Below are 13,986 nucleotides of genomic sequence, written 5' to 3'. Positions count from 1 at the left end.
CTAAGGATGAGTGACGCTGGATTGTTACGCTAGACTAGGCCCATTAGAACCTCCAGTTTTGGATACTTCAGATGGTCCAGATGCGTAAATGGCGCCCTTTGCTCAAGCTCGACGAGCATTCACCACAAGCGTCCTACCGCAAGATTGCCGAAGGCCTGGTGACCGCTATTGTCGAAGGGCGCCTGCCGCCCGGCACCTTGCTGCCAGGTACACGGGAAATGGCGCAATTGCTCGACGTCAACCGCAAGACGGTGATCCTGGCCTACGAAGAAGCGGCGACCAAAGGCTGGCTTATCAGCGAGCCGCGCCGCGGGACGTTCGTCAACACCCAACTGACGCCCAAGCAACTGCGCGGTCGCGCTCCGCAGTCCTTTGCGCCAGCGATCCTGGCGCAGGCGGTGGTGCCGTACTTCAGCCATAACGCGCAGGTCACCGCGCTGCGCCATCGGCATGACGCCCTGTTTTTCGACAACGGCACCAGCGACCACCGCCTGCTGCCCCAAGCCGTGTTGCACCGCTACTACCGCAACGCCCTGCGCAACAGCTTTGCCTCCAACACCGTGCGCTACGGCAGCGAAGGCACCGGCTATCACCTGCGCTGCGCCCTCGCCGAGATGCTGCGCAACGAACGCGGGCTGGCGGTCAGCGCCGACAATATCTGCCTGACCCAGGGCACTCAGATGTCGCTGTACCTGAGCGCCAGCTTGCTGCTCAAACCGGGAGACGTGGTACTGGTGGAGCGCCTGAGTTACCCGCCTGCGTGGGAAATTTTCCGTCAGTTGGGCGCGCAACTGGTCACGGTGGACATCGATGAAGAAGGTTGCCGTACGGACCAGATCGACCGCTTATGCCAGGCCCACAACGTGCGCATGATCTATCTCACCCCGCACCACCAGTTCCCCACCACCGTCAGCCTGCACGCCGCACGGCGACAACAGCTGTTGGCGCTCGCCGCGCTGCACGACTTCTGCATCATTGAAGAAGACTACGACCATGAATTCCACTTTAACGGTCGCCCTTACCTGCCGCTCGCCAGTGATCGCGCGCAGCGTCATGTGATCTATGTCGGTTCGCTATCCAAAGCGCTTGGCTCGACGTTTCGCTGCAGCTATGTGGTCGCCCCCGCCCAGGTCATCGAAGCCTTGCACCGCAATGCGGCGCTGATGTTGGGAGACGCCGACGCCGTCGCCCAGAAGATGTTGGCCGACCTGATCAATGACGGTGAATTGAAAAAGCATCTGCGCCGCGTGTCGAAAGAATATCGGCTGCGTCGAGAGACGTTGCAAACCTGCCTGCATGAAGCGTTGGGCGATCGCATCCAGGTGCGCGAGCCGGAAGGCGGCCTGGCGCTGTGGGTGCGTTTTGAGGATGAAATAGACGTTGATCGAATGGTAAAAGTCGCCCTGGACCACGGACTGGTGGTGCGCAGCGGCCGGCAGTTCTCGCCGATGGACACACCGGAGAACGCGCTGCGGCTGGGCTTCGCGTCGCTCAACCAGGAAGAAATCCGTCAAGCCACCTTGCGTCTGGCCCAAGCGGCGGACAGCCTTTAGTGCCCTGGATGTCGTAGGGCCGCAGTTTTTCGCAGGCAAAAAAAAGCCACTCGATTGAGTGGCTTTTTCTTTGAATTGGAGCGGGAAACGAGACTCGAACTCGCGACCCCGACCTTGGCAAGGTCGTGCTCTACCAACTGAGCTATTCCCGCAAATGGCGTCCCCTAGGGGACTCGAACCCCTGTTACCGCCGTGAAAGGGCGGTGTCCTAGGCCACTAGACGAAGGGGACACGCTACTGAAACACATGGTGTGTATTCCAGTGCCCAGAGGCCTCATCCGAAGACGGGGTCCTGGTTTCACTCAATGCCGCCCGAAGGCCACACTGCTTGTAAATTGGAGCGGGAAACGAGACTCGAACTCGCGACCCCGACCTTGGCAAGGTCGTGCTCTACCAACTGAGCTATTCCCGCATATGGCGTCCCCTAGGGGACTCGAACCCCTGTTACCGCCGTGAAAGGGCGGTGTCCTAGGCCACTAGACGAAGGGGACACACGTACAACATTCACTCCCTACCGCGTTTCGCTGTGTGCTTTACGCTGTAAGTGGCGCGCATTCTATGGATGGATTGAAAGGTCGTCAACCCCCAAGGATAAATTTATTTAAATCAATGACTTCGCCCCCGTTCACGGGCTGGAACAGGCAATCTGCCCGTCCAAGCCTTGGCGCCTATATTCTGACGCACGACAAGGCGTTATAGTTGCCCCAGGCAAATGATGGCAATGTGCATCCATTCAGGGAAGACTTTACCTATATAGAAGAAACTACCTGGGCAACTGGTCGAACAGTCCTATCCGCCAGTTGGCTCAGTCACTACACTCAACAGCAAACCCTATAAAGAGGTCACACCGGTGACACCACTCATGATCACCCTGCTGGTAATAGCCGGGATCGCAATACTGATCGCCATTGGCTACATGAACCATGTGGTGGAAAACAATAAGCTGGAAAAGAAGCGTACCGAGATCGAGCTCAATGATCGGCTGCGTCGCTGTGGTGAAATCACCGAGACCTTTCCCGGCCAATTGATGACCCCGGCGCTCAAGCTGTTGCTGACCCGCTTGGAACTCAACGTCAACCAACGCCTGCTGAACCTGAACAAATCCAGTGCACCACTCAAGGCGCGAATCAGCGAGCTGAATGCACTGATCGCCCAGGGCGAGTCGATTCCGGTGGCCAACCCACCTTCGCCGATCCAGACCGAAGCCAAGGCCAAGGATGTGCGCTTTCTGCTCGAAGCACTGCATGGCCAAGTCACCCGTGCAGCCCAGGACGGCTTCCTGCCGGCCAACGAGGCCAAGCACTGGATCAAGGAAATCCGCCATATCCTGGTGCTGCTGCACATCGAGTTCTTCAACAACCTTGGCCAGCATGCGCTGCAGCAAGGTCAACCGGGCCAGGCGCGCCTGGCATTCGAGCGTGGCGTACAGTACCTGCGCAAACAACCGGAGCCTGTGCTCTACAGCGCCCAGTTGCAGTTGCTGGAGTCGCAACTGGCCCGCGCCAACTCCACGGTGTTGACCAACAGCCAGCCGGCCGAAGACGAAATCAACGAGCTGACCGAAGGCTTGAAAGTCGTCGACGCCGATGCCGAGTGGAAAAAGAAAGCCATCTACGATTAAGCGCCCTTGGCCCGCAACGGGCCGATTGTCGAGGGCAGGAGCGGGCTTGCTCGCTTCTGCCTCAGCCGCGCATGAGAGTGCCATCAATTTGCACCTATCCCCCTGCCCCCGACTAGCGTAAAAAAGTGCCCCTCACTCCGTGAAGTTAGAGGCCTGCTATGCCTGTCGCCGTGATTGATGGACAACCGCTGCACTATATCGACCAGGGCACCGGCCCGGTCGTTTTGTTGGGTTCCAGCTACCTGTGGGACCGCCACATGTGGGCACCGCAGATCGACGCGCTGTCGCAGCAATACCGGGTGATCGTCCCTGAACTATGGGGCCATGGTGAGTCGGGCACACTGCCTGCGCAAACCCGATCCCTTGACGACCTGGCCCGTCAGAACCTGGCATTGCTGGACCACCTGGATATTCCACAGGTCAACCTGGTTGGCCTGTCGGTCGGCGGCATGTGGGGCGCCCGCCTCGCCCTGCTGGCCCCTGAACGCATCAACAGCCTGGTGCTGATGGACACCTACCTGGGCGCCGAGCCGGAAGCTACGCGCCTGTATTACTTCTCGCTGTTCAAGATGATCGAAGACGCCGGCGCCATCCCGCCGACGCTGCTGGATGTGATCGCACCGATCTTCTTCCGAGCGGACATCGACCACGAATCAGCGCTGTATCAGGACTTTCGCCAGTCGCTGCAGGATTTCCCCCGGGAACGCCTGCTGGACAGCGTCGTGCCCCTGGGCCGCTTGATTTTCAGCCGCGCAGATATCCTCGATCAGCTTCCACGCCTGGATTGCGATACCACCCTGGTGATGTGCGGTGAGCAGGACAAGCCGCGGCCACCGGCGGAGTCCAAGGAAATGGCCGAGCTGATCGGCTGCGCCCTGACGCTGATTCCCGACGCCGGGCATATTTCCAGCCGGGAGAACCCGGACTTCGTCAATGAAGCGCTGCTGACGTTCCTCGCCAACAACGCCTGATGCCCTTCCCCGCTGATCGCGGCGCCCGCGCCGCGATCAGAGGCGAAAGTGCCCGACCATGCCTTTGAGCTCCGCGCCCAGCTGCGCAAGCTCTATGCTCGACGCGGCGTTGCCCTGCATGCTCAACGCCGATTGGTCGGCACTCGCCCGAATGCTGGTGACACTGCGGTTGATTTCTTCGGCCACCGAGCTTTGCTCTTCAGCCGCTGCGGCAATCTGCTGGTTCATCTGCTGGATCAACGACACCGCCGCTGCAATGCTGCCCAGGGCGCTTTCGGTTTCCAACGCATCACTGACGGCCAGTTTCACCAACTCGCCACTGTGCTGAATCTGCTGTACCGACGACTGCGCCGCGCTGCGCAAGGTACTGACCAGGCGCTCGATTTCTTCGGTTGATTGCTGGGTGCGCTTGGCCAGGGCGCGCACTTCATCGGCGACCACCGCGAAGCCGCGTCCTTGCTCCCCAGCGCGGGCTGCTTCAATCGCGGCATTCAGGGCAAGCAGGTTGGTTTGCTCGGCGACGCTCTTGATCACGCTCAAGACCGTGCCGATGTTCTGGATTTCGGCGCTGAGGCTTTCGATGCTGGCGCTGGCACTGTTGCTGGACGAGGCCAGCAATTCGATGCGCTGCAAACTCTGACGCACCACCTGCTGGCCGCTCTCGACCTTGTCATCCGCTGTCTGTGCCGCTTGCGCAGCCTCTTCGGCGTTACGCGCCACGTCGTGCACCGTGGCGGTCATCTGGTTCATCGCCGTGGCCACCTGTTCGGTTTCCTCCTTCTGGCTGCTGACCTCGACGTTGGTCTGCTCGGTCACACTGGACAACGAATGTGCCGAGCTGGCCAGTTGCTCGATACCGGCCTGCAACCCGCTGACCATTTGGCTCAGACCGTTGCCCATCTGCTGCATCGCCTGCATCAGCTGGCCGATCTCATCGCGGCGGCTGACCTCCATGCGACCGCTCAGGTCACCGGAGGCAATTTGCTGCGCTACCGCGATCACCCTGCGCAGCGGCGCCACGATCAAGCGGGTGATCACCCATGCCGCGATCAGCCCCACCAGCAACGCCAGGGCGGATGAACCAATGATCAGCAGCGTGCTTTTGGCCAGTTGCGCCTGCATCGATTGGTCTTCGGCGTCATAGGCCTGGTTGACCCGGCTGACCACCTGATCGGCGCGATCATGCAGTTGTTTGTAAACCACCTTTTCCTGAGCCAGCAGACCGGTGTACTCGCCGAGCTTCTCGCTGAACGAGGCGATGTGCCCAGACACTTCATTGAGCACGGTCTGGTAACCGGGGTCCTTGACCGAGGTTTTCAGTTGCTCCACCTGAGCCAGCGCCTGATCGGCCTGTTCGATCTTGCCCTGCTCGGCCTCGTCCGCGTCGGCCTTGCGGCTCTGATCCAGGCGCAGCCGCGCTTCGTTCATCGCCTGCAACATCAACCGCGACACCTGGCTGACCTGCCCGGCCTGCTCGATAAACTCGGCACCTTCCTTGCCCTGGCTTTCCTTCAGGCCATAGGTGCCATCGTCGGCCAGGCCGGCCTGCAACACATCAAGGTTATTGGCCACACTGGACACCGACCAACTGGCCATCTCCAGGGCCAGCTCCTTGGCCTGGGTCAGTTCGACAAACTCGTCGAACGCCTTGCGGTAGGCAGTCAGGGCTTGTTCCACATCGGTCATTACCGGCACGTTGGCAGCCGATTGTGCCTTGAGACTGAGGGCCAGCGCCGCCAGCGCGTCGACACTTTCGTGCAGGGCGTCGACGGACTTTGGGTCGGCGTGCAGGGCGTAATCCTGTTCGATCAGGCGCACCTTGAGCAGGCCACTGTTGAGCGAAGACATCTGCTTGAGGCCGTCGAAGCGCTGGCCAACGGTGTGCAGGGACCCTATGCCAATAGCCGCTACCAAGGCCGTCAGCAGCAGCACCAAGGTGAAACCCAAACTCAGTTTTTTCGCCATACCGAGGTTGGCGAAACGTCGTTGCGCGGCCGAAATCATTGCAGTTGAGTCCTCTTGCAATGGCAGATGCCATAAACCCGCTGTACCAGCAGCGAGATTGGCAACCACAGGCCACTGAGCACAAGTCATTGGCGCCACAATAATGGCAAAAAGCTACATCCCCGTCGTTTTCAGAATGCTCGAGGTCGATCTGGCGGGCCCCAGCTCGCGAAACAGCGCCAATGCACGTTGATCCGCCGCATAGGCCACGTTGATGCGCAGCCACTCACTGCACTCACCCGTCGGGTTGAACAGCGATGCTGGCGACAGCAAGACACCGAGCCTACGGGCGCACGTCTGCATGCACGAGGGGTGTGGCGTGCCAGGTCGCGCCCACAGGAACATGCCGCCAGCAGGTACTGCAAACACTTGCCATTCTTCATCCTCCAGCACCTGCAAGGTCGCGGCCATTTGTGTATTCAGACGCTTGCGCAACCGCTGTACCCACTTGCGGTAGGTGCCATTGGCCAGCAAGGTCGCCACCATTGCTTCGGCAAAACGCGAGGTGCCGATGCCCGTCAGGGTCTTGAGATGAACCAGTTGCGCGATGATCGCCGCACCGGCGCTCAGGTAGCCCACGCGCAGGGCACTGCTCAGCGTCTTGGAAAAGCTGGAGACGTAGATGACGCGGTCTTCATGGGGCAACGCCGACAACCGTGTGCAACTGGCATGTTGCAGGTCGCCGTAGACGTCTTCCTCGATGATCAGAAAATCCTGGCTGCAGGCCAGCGCCAGCAAACGCTCGGCCACCGCGCGGCAGAGGCTGGTGCCGGTAGGGTTGTGATAGAGGCTGCTGATGAACAGGCACTTGGGACGATGGCAACGCAGGTGCGCCTCCAGCACCTCCATATCCGGGCCGCTGCGCGTGCGCGGCACTTCGAGCAACGTAACTCCGTGAAACGCCAGTTGTCGGTAGAGGTTGCCGTGTCCAGGCGTCTCGACCACCACGGTATCGCCTGCCTTGAGCAGCGTGCGTATGAGCAGGTCCAGGGCATGGCTGGCGCCGTGGGTGGTGAGAATGCACTCCAGGCTGCTGGGCACGTCAATCTGGGTGAGGCGCTTGAGCAATTGCTCACGCAGGGCCGGCAGCCCCAGCGGCGTGCTGTAGTTGAACAGGCCTGCGGTGTCGGTGCGGCTGACTTCGCGGATCGCGTAGCTGATGTCATCGCTCTCGCGCCAGCTGTCCGGTAGCCAGCCACAGCCGAGTTTAAGCTCGCCCAAAGGGCTGTCGGTAAACCTGCCCCACCCCTGTTCGGCGCCTTCGTACCAATGGTTTTCCTGAACGCTCGCGGGCTGCGCCACCATAAACCCCGAGCCTTTCTTCGAGGCCAACAGACCTTGGGCCACCATCCGTTCGAATGCCTCGACCACGCTGGACTGGCTCAGCAGATTGTCGAGGGCCAATTGCCGGACGGACGGTAAGCGTGTGCCGGGGCTCACCCCATTCCTGCGAATCCATCCCGCGACTGCGCTGATGATTTGCTGCACCACCGGTACCGGGGCTTGTCGATCAATCCCTAAATCCATGAGCCACTCACTTCAACTGTTTGTATTCAACCCAAACAGTTAAGCACAGAAGCTCAATAAAACCCGGACCCAGAGTTTATTAAAGTGTTGATTTTATTGAGCTTTTAACCTGTTGATACACATTCGATCACGGCTTTTTGCCAGCTATGGAAACACCTCACAGCACCCCAGTCCTTTTCGAACAGCCTGCAGTGTGAAGTCTTAAATCGCCGTCGCACCACCGTCCACCGCCAGCGCCTGGCCGGTGGTGAAAGCCGCACCATCACTGCACAGGTACAAGACTGCGCTGGCGATTTCCTCGACCTTGCCAATGCGCCCCACCGGGTGCATCGCCGCCGCAAAGTCGGCCTTGCGCGGATCAGCTTCATAGGCGCGGCGGAACATATCGGTATCGATCACCGCCGGGCAGACGGCGTTGACGCGGATTTTCTTTTTTGCGTACTCAATGGCTGCCGACTTCGTCAGGCCGATCACCGCATGCTTGGAGGCCGCATAGATGCTCATCTTGGGCGCCGCCCCCAAACCCGCTACCGAAGCCGTATTGACGATGGCTCCACCGCCCTGGGCCAGCAACAGCGGCAGCTGATACTTCATGCACAACCACACGCCCTTGACGTTGACACCCATGATGGCGTCGAACTCATCCAGGCTGCCGTCGGCCAGCTTGCCCTTCTCGATCTCGATCCCGGCATTGTTGAAGGCATAGTCCAGGCGCCCGTAGGCAGCGACGGTCTGCGCCATCAACTGCTGCACATCCGCCTCCAGGGTGACGTTGCAGCGCACGAACATCGCTTCGCCCCCGGACTGCTGAATCAACGCGACAGTGCCTTCACCGCCCGCCACATCCAGGTCGGCCACCACCACTTTCAAGCCTTCGGCGGTAAACGCCAACGCGGTAGCGCGGCCAATACCGGCGGCGGCGCCGGTCACCAGGGCGACCTGGCCGGAAAATGTCATGCTCATGGGGAATGTCCTGTGGGTTAATAGCCGTCGAGCGAGTCTAGCCAAGGACCGGAGCGGCGCGTCAGCATTATCAAAAGGCCGGTTGGCGCTGCATGAGTCTGGGTGATAAAGCGCCCCGGCAGACTATCAAGCCTGTCTATCGGCAAGCATTCGCGTAGAGCGAACAAACTTGCTCACGGACCGTTCCTTGTCTATCACTCCTAGTTCATTTCTAAAGAGTTGCCGCCATGACTGCCCACACCAACCGCCAGTTCCTGCTTGCCAAACGCCCGGTCGGAGCGGCCACGCGGGAAACCTTCACCTATCAGGAAGTGCCGGTGGGCACGCCGCAGGACGGGCAAGTGCTGGTACAGAACGAGTACCTGTCCCTGGACCCCGCCATGCGCGGCTGGATGAATGAGGGCAAATCCTACATTCCACCGGTGGGCCTTGGGGAAGTGATGCGGGCATTGGGCGTGGGCAAAGTGATCGCCTCCAACCACCCGAACTTTGCGGTCGGCGACTACGTCAACGGCGCCTTGGGCGTGCAGGATTACTTCCTGGGCGAGCCGCGCGGGTTCTACAAGGTCGACCCGAAGCTGGCGCCCCTGCCCCGCTACCTGTCCGCGCTGGGCATGACCGGCATGACCGCCTACTTTGCGCTGCTGGAAACGGGCGCACCCAAGCCTGGCGAGACCGTGGTGATCTCCGGCGCAGCCGGTGCGGTAGGCAGCATTGCCGGACAGATCGCCAAGCTCAAGGGCTGTCGCGTGGTGGGCATCGCCGGCGGCGCCGACAAGTGCAAGTTCCTGGTCGACGAATTGGGCTTCGATGCCGCCATCGACTACAAACACGAAGATGTACCCGCCGCCCTCAAGCGTGAGTGTCCCAAAGGCGTGGATGTGTATTTCGATAACGTGGGCGGCGATATTCTCGACGCGGTGCTCAGCCGCCTGGCACTGAAGGCGCGGGTGGTGATTTGCGGGGCCATCAGCCAGTACAACAACAAAGAAGCCGTGAAAGGCCCGGCCAACTATTTGTCACTGCTGGTCAACCGCGCACGGATGGAAGGCTTTGTGGTGATGGATCACGCGGCAAAGTTTGCCGCGGCCGGGCAAGAGATGGCCGGCTGGATGGCGCAGGGCAAGCTCAAGAGCAAGGAAGATATCGTAGAAGGGCTGGAGACATTCCCCGAGACGTTGATGAAGCTGTTCAACGGTGAGAACTTTGGCAAGTTGGTGCTGAAGGTCAGTTGATACGCAACAGATGAATGTGATTGCTTCCGCTGGCGGTGTGACAGTCAACAGATGCACTGGCTGAACCACCGTCATCGGGGGCAAGCCCCCTCCCACAGGGGATCTTCATCGCTCATATATAGCTGGCGAAACCGAATCAAAAAGTGGGAGGGGGCTTGCTCCCGATTGCGGTGTGACAGTCAGCAGATGCACCGGCTGATCCACCGCCATCGGGGCAAGCCCCCTCCCACATTCTGTATCAGGCTATCTCGGCGACGACGGCTGCCAACGCCTTGGCCGGATCGGCCGCTTGGCTGATCGGACGGCCAATCACCAGGTAGTCGGAACCGGCATCCAGCGCCTGGCGTGGCGTCAGAATACGGCGCTGGTCATCCTGGGCGCTGCCCGCCGGGCGGATTCCAGGGGTCACCAGTTGCAGCGCCGGATGGGCGGTCTTGAGTGCCTGGGCTTCCAGCGCCGAGCAGACCAGCCCATCAAGGCCGGCCTTCTGCGCCAGGGCGGCCAGGCGCAACACCTGCTCCTGCGGCTCGATGTCCAGGCCGATGCTGGCCAGGTCTTCACGTTCCATGCTGGTCAGCACGGTCACGCCGATCAGCAGCGGTTTGGGCCCGCTGCGCTGTTCCAGCACTTCACGGCAGGCACTCATCATGCGCAGGCCGCCGGAGCAATGCACGTTGACCATCCACACGCCCATCTCGGCCGCCGCCTTGACCGCCATGGCGGTGGTGTTGGGGATATCGTGGAATTTCAGGTCCAGGAACACTTCGAAGCCTTTGTCACGCAGGGTGCCGACGATTTCCGCCGCGCAACTGGTGAACAGTTCCTTGCCGACCTTGACCCGGCAGAGCGCGGGGTCCAACTGGTCAGCCAGCTTCAGTGCGGCGTCACGGGTAGGGTAATCCAGGGCGACGATGATAGGAGTCTGGCAGACGGACATTGGAATAGGCTCTCAGGCAAGTCGAAATCGGCGCGGATTGTAGCGCAAGCGGCGCCGTTGCGGGATCCGATGATCGGTAAATACCCATTTCGGCGTTGAGTGGCGCAGGTTTTCGGGCATTATTTCAAAAGCGATACATTCACGACATGCACCCAACACGCCCTACCGCTAGCCTCGCCCGCATGACCGAACGTCCAGCACTTCCAGCCATGGGGTTGGGCGCCTATGCTGGCCGTAACAATCAGGCAGATGACCGCACTATGCATACTCCTTCCGTCCCGGTAAACGACGAGCACACAGGCGCGGTGATCGCCGACGACAAGCGCTGGAACACCCGTGCGCTGATCGTCGATGACGATGTGCCGATTCGTGAACTGCTGATCGACTACCTGGCGCGCTTCAACATTCTCGCCACGGGCGTCACCGACGGCGCGGCGATGCGCCAGGCCATGCAAGCCGAAACCTTCGATGTGGTGGTGCTCGACCTGATGCTGCCGGGCGAAGACGGCCTCACCTTGTGCCGCTGGCTGCGGGCTGAATCGGACATTCCAATCCTGATGCTCACCGCCCGCTGCGAGCCCACCGACCGCATCATCGGCCTGGAACTGGGCGCCGACGACTATATGTCCAAACCCTTTGAACCGCGCGAACTGGTGGCACGCATCCAGACCATCCTGCGTCGGGTGCGCGATGACCGCACCGAGCAACGCGCCAACATCCGCTTCGACAACTGGCGGCTCAACAGCGTGTTGCGTCAATTGGTCGCCGACAACGGCCTGGTGGTGCCGCTGTCCAATGCCGAGTTCCGTCTGCTGTGGGTGTTCATCGAACGTCCGCGCCGCGTATTGAGCCGCGAGCAATTGCTGGATGCCGCCCGCGGTCGCTCCATCGAAGCCTTTGATCGCAGCATCGACCTGCTGGTATCGCGCCTGCGCCAGAAACTGGGCGACGATCCCAAGGCCCCCCACCTGATCAAGACCGTTCGCGGCGAAGGCTACCTGTTCGACGCGCGGGATATCGGCTGATGCGCGCCACCTTCAATACGTTGTTCGGCCGGCTGTTCGGCGTGTTATTGGTGGCCATTGTGCTGGCGCATCTGCTGGCGTTCTTCTGGTTCCATCATTACGGCCCGCCGCCACCGCCACCGCCACAGGAAACCTTCGTCGAGCAGCCGGACGGCTCGATGAAGCCCCTGGTCAAGCACCATCGCCCCTGGTTCGGTGGCCCGGTGGTGCCGCTGACGTTCCAGTTCATCTCGCTGATCATCGCCGCGTGGTACGGCGCCAAGCTGTTGAGCCGGCCGATCCAGCGGCTCAGTGCGGCGGCCGAGCGCTTGAGTGTCGATCTCGACAGCCCGCCTCTCGACGAGTCCGGGCCTCGCGAAGCGCGCCAGGCCGCGTCCACCTTCAACCTGATGCAAAGGCGCATCCGCGAACAGGTCAGCCAGCGCGCGCGCATGCTTGGCGCGGTCTCCCATGACCTGCGCACGCCCCTCTCGCGGCTGAAACTGCGCCTGGAACAGATCGAAGACACCAGGCTGCAAGGCCAGATGCGCCAGGACCTGGACGACATGATCGGCATGCTCGACGCCACCTTGAGCTATCTGCACGAACAGCGCACCAGCGAGACCCGCCACTGGCTCGACGTACAGGCGCTGGTGGAATCACTCAGCGAAAACGCTCAGGACCAAGGCAGCGACGTGCAGTTTTGCGGCACCTGCGCGCCGTTGCAGGTGCAGCCGATGGCGCTGCGCTCGTGCCTCAACAACCTGATCGACAATGCCCTGCGCTATGCCGGCTCGGCGCGCGTGGAACTGGCGGACAGCCGCGGGGCCCTGGTGATCCGCGTGATTGACCACGGGCCCGGCATTGCGGCTGACAAGCGCGAAGCGGTGTTCGAGCCGTTCTTTCGCCTGGAAGGCTCGCGCAACCGTAATTCCGGCGGTGTCGGCCTGGGCATGACGATCGCCCGGGAAGCGGTCGAGCGCCTTGGCGGCCACCTGAGCCTGGACGATACGCCAGGCGGCGGCCTGACTGCCGTGATGTGGCTGCCCAGGGCCTAAAGCGGGCGGTCTTCGCGCCGCGCCTGGGCCTGGGTTGCACTCCAGTCGGTCAACAGGCTGTAGGCCACCGCAAGTAGGGTCGGGCCGATAAACAGGCCGATAAAGCCGAACGCGATCAAACCGCCGAACACTCCCAGCAGCACGATCACCAGCGGCAGGTTGCCGCCACGGCTGATCAGGTAAGGCTTGAGCACGTTGTCCACGCCGCTGATGATGAAAGTACCCCATACGCCGAGGAACACTGCGTAGGTGTAGTCACCCTTCCACGCCAACCACGCCGTGGCGGGAATCCACACCAGCGGCGGGCCCATGGGAATCAGGCTGAGCAGGAAGGTGACGCCGCCCAGCAGCAACGCGCCAGGCACGCCGGCGATCAGGAAGCCGATCAGCGCCAGCAAGGCCTGGGCGGCAGCCGTGCCGATCACGCCATTGACCACCCGCTGGACGGTACCGGCCACCAGCTCGATGTAGTAACCGGCGCGGTCGCCGATCAGGCGCTCGAGCAGACGGTGCACAAACATCGCCAGGCGCGGCCCGTCGCGGTAGAAAAAGAACACAAAGACCAGGCTCAAGGTCAGTTCGAGAATGCCGCCGCCAATTTGCGCACTGCGCGCCAGCAACCAATTGCCGACCTGGCCCAGGTAAGGCTTGATGCTGAGCATCAGCGCGGCACCCTGTTGGTCGATGCTGTCCCAGGTCGCCACCAACCGCTCGCCGATAAGAGGAAGCGAGCCCAACCAGGCGGGCGCATCGGGCAAACCGTCGACCTGGATGTCCTTGATCAACAACACGGCATCGCGCACATGGTCCGCCAGGTTGAAACCCAGCCACACCAGCGGCAGCGCTACCAGCAACATCCAGCCCAACGTCAGGATACCGGCCGCCAGCGATTCGCGACCGCCCAACCCACGCGTCAGCAGTACCATCAGCGGCCAGCTGGCGAACGCCAGCACCGCGCCCCAGAACAGCGCCGACCAGAAGGGCGCCATGACCCAGAAGCTGGCACCAAACAGCACCAGCAGCAGGATTTGCACCAGCAGGCGATCGTTATTGAGCATCGGGTATCTCGAAAAAGGGGCTGTAGAGGACAGCTTAGGCGAACGGCGCAGGTCC

At 61.4% G+C, this 13,986-nt stretch carries 11 protein-coding genes, 4 tRNA genes and 1 pseudogene; 6 read left to right on the top strand and 10 right to left on the bottom strand.

What is annotated here, in order from left to right:
- The first annotated feature begins 71 nt into the window (after positions 1-71).
- Positions 72-1,553, top strand: coding sequence for a PLP-dependent aminotransferase family protein (locus QF045_RS11800; protein WP_306492334.1), 1,482 nt, complete (start codon positions 72-74; stop codon positions 1,551-1,553).
- A gap of 76 nt (positions 1,554-1,629) precedes the next feature.
- Here the strand turns inward: QF045_RS11800 and QF045_RS11795 are convergent.
- From QF045_RS11795 to QF045_RS11780, 4 genes are all read right to left on the bottom strand, one after another.
- Positions 1,630-1,705 (bottom strand) — tRNA-Gly (locus QF045_RS11795).
- 3 nt (positions 1,706-1,708) lie between these two features.
- Positions 1,709-1,784 (bottom strand) — tRNA-Glu (locus tag QF045_RS11790).
- 105 nt (positions 1,785-1,889) lie between these two features.
- A tRNA-Gly gene (locus tag QF045_RS11785) sits at positions 1,890-1,965 on the bottom strand.
- 3 nt (positions 1,966-1,968) lie between these two features.
- Positions 1,969-2,044, bottom strand: a tRNA-Glu gene (locus tag QF045_RS11780).
- A gap of 359 nt (positions 2,045-2,403) precedes the next feature.
- Here QF045_RS11780 and QF045_RS11775 point away from each other — a divergent pair.
- The gene (locus QF045_RS11775; RefSeq protein WP_306492333.1) at positions 2,404-3,174 is read left to right on the top strand and encodes a hypothetical protein; all 771 of its coding nucleotides are present in this window, start codon (positions 2,404-2,406) and stop codon (positions 3,172-3,174) included.
- A gap of 158 nt (positions 3,175-3,332) precedes the next feature.
- Positions 3,333-4,145: an alpha/beta fold hydrolase gene (locus QF045_RS11770; RefSeq protein WP_306492332.1), complete on the top strand. Its 813-nt coding sequence runs from the start codon at positions 3,333-3,335 to the stop codon at positions 4,143-4,145.
- A gap of 36 nt (positions 4,146-4,181) precedes the next feature.
- On the opposite strand, the gene QF045_RS27730 is transcribed toward QF045_RS11770, so the two are convergent.
- From QF045_RS27730 to QF045_RS11755, 4 genes and pseudogenes are all read right to left on the bottom strand, one after another.
- Positions 4,182-5,024 (bottom strand): methyl-accepting chemotaxis protein, encoded by an 843-nt coding sequence (locus QF045_RS27730; RefSeq protein WP_373424479.1) that lies wholly within the window; start codon positions 5,022-5,024, stop codon positions 4,182-4,184.
- A 15-nt stretch (positions 5,025-5,039) separates the two neighbouring features.
- Positions 5,040-5,267, bottom strand: a pseudogene (locus tag QF045_RS27725) (HAMP domain-containing protein); the annotation flags it as partial.
- A 996-nt stretch (positions 5,268-6,263) separates the two neighbouring features.
- Positions 6,264-7,676, bottom strand: a complete 1,413-nt coding sequence (locus QF045_RS11760) for a PLP-dependent aminotransferase family protein (protein WP_306492330.1) — start codon at positions 7,674-7,676, stop codon at positions 6,264-6,266.
- Between the two features lie 201 nt (positions 7,677-7,877).
- Positions 7,878-8,639, bottom strand: a complete 762-nt coding sequence (locus QF045_RS11755) for an SDR family oxidoreductase (protein ID WP_306492329.1) — start codon at positions 8,637-8,639, stop codon at positions 7,878-7,880.
- Between the two features lie 227 nt (positions 8,640-8,866).
- Between QF045_RS11755 and QF045_RS11750 the strand changes: the two genes are divergently transcribed.
- A complete protein-coding gene (locus tag QF045_RS11750) occupies positions 8,867-9,874 on the top strand; it encodes an NADP-dependent oxidoreductase (RefSeq protein ID WP_306492328.1) in 1,008 nt (335 codons plus the stop codon).
- A 238-nt stretch (positions 9,875-10,112) separates the two neighbouring features.
- On the opposite strand, the gene pyrF is transcribed toward QF045_RS11750, so the two are convergent.
- The gene (gene pyrF / locus QF045_RS11745) at positions 10,113-10,811 is read right to left on the bottom strand and encodes an orotidine-5'-phosphate decarboxylase (protein ID WP_306492327.1); all 699 of its coding nucleotides are present in this window, start codon (positions 10,809-10,811) and stop codon (positions 10,113-10,115) included.
- A 260-nt stretch (positions 10,812-11,071) separates the two neighbouring features.
- Here pyrF and QF045_RS11740 point away from each other — a divergent pair, with 260 nt between their 5' ends.
- Together QF045_RS11740 and QF045_RS11735 are read left to right on the top strand one after the other, a co-directional pair.
- The gene (locus QF045_RS11740; protein WP_306492326.1) at positions 11,072-11,836 is read left to right on the top strand and encodes a response regulator; all 765 of its coding nucleotides are present in this window, start codon (positions 11,072-11,074) and stop codon (positions 11,834-11,836) included.
- Entirely contained in the window at positions 11,836-12,873 is a 1,038-nt protein-coding gene (locus QF045_RS11735) for a HAMP domain-containing sensor histidine kinase (RefSeq protein ID WP_306492325.1), read from the top strand. The genes QF045_RS11740 and QF045_RS11735 overlap by 1 nt, the downstream gene beginning before the upstream one ends.
- Here QF045_RS11735 and QF045_RS11730 read toward each other — a convergent pair.
- Positions 12,870-13,931 (bottom strand): AI-2E family transporter, encoded by a 1,062-nt coding sequence (locus QF045_RS11730; protein ID WP_306492324.1) that lies wholly within the window; start codon positions 13,929-13,931, stop codon positions 12,870-12,872. The genes QF045_RS11735 and QF045_RS11730 overlap by 4 nt on opposite strands.
- Between the last annotated feature and the right edge of the window lie 55 nt (positions 13,932-13,986).

It is taken from the genome of Pseudomonas sp. W4I3, from assembly GCF_030816195.1.
Classification (GTDB): Bacteria; Pseudomonadota; Gammaproteobacteria; order Pseudomonadales; family Pseudomonadaceae; genus Aquipseudomonas.
The sequence above is the reverse complement of the archived record's forward strand: the minus strand, read 5'-3'. Positions and strand labels throughout refer to the sequence as shown.

Bases quoted from the DNA above. Each gene is read 5' to 3' on its own strand.
- QF045_RS11750 (WP_306492328.1), top strand. From the start codon at position 8,867: ATGACTGCCCACACCAACCGCCAGTTCCTGCTTGCCAAACGCCCGGTC.
- QF045_RS11735 (WP_306492325.1), top strand. From the start codon at position 11,836: ATGCGCGCCACCTTCAATACGTTGTTCGGCCGGCTGTTCGGCGTGTTA.
- QF045_RS27730 (WP_373424479.1), bottom strand. From the start codon at position 5,024: ATGGTCAGCGGGTTGCAGGCCGGTATCGAGCAACTGGCCAGCTCGGCA.
- pyrF (WP_306492327.1), bottom strand. From the start codon at position 10,811: ATGTCCGTCTGCCAGACTCCTATCATCGTCGCCCTGGATTACCCTACC.
- QF045_RS11740 (WP_306492326.1), top strand. From the start codon at position 11,072: ATGCATACTCCTTCCGTCCCGGTAAACGACGAGCACACAGGCGCGGTG.
- QF045_RS11755 (WP_306492329.1), bottom strand. From the start codon at position 8,639: ATGAGCATGACATTTTCCGGCCAGGTCGCCCTGGTGACCGGCGCCGCC.
- QF045_RS11760 (WP_306492330.1), bottom strand. From the start codon at position 7,676: ATGGATTTAGGGATTGATCGACAAGCCCCGGTACCGGTGGTGCAGCAA.
- QF045_RS11800 (WP_306492334.1), top strand. From the start codon at position 72: ATGGTCCAGATGCGTAAATGGCGCCCTTTGCTCAAGCTCGACGAGCAT.
- QF045_RS11730 (WP_306492324.1), bottom strand. From the start codon at position 13,931: ATGCTCAATAACGATCGCCTGCTGGTGCAAATCCTGCTGCTGGTGCTG.
- QF045_RS11770 (WP_306492332.1), top strand. From the start codon at position 3,333: ATGCCTGTCGCCGTGATTGATGGACAACCGCTGCACTATATCGACCAG.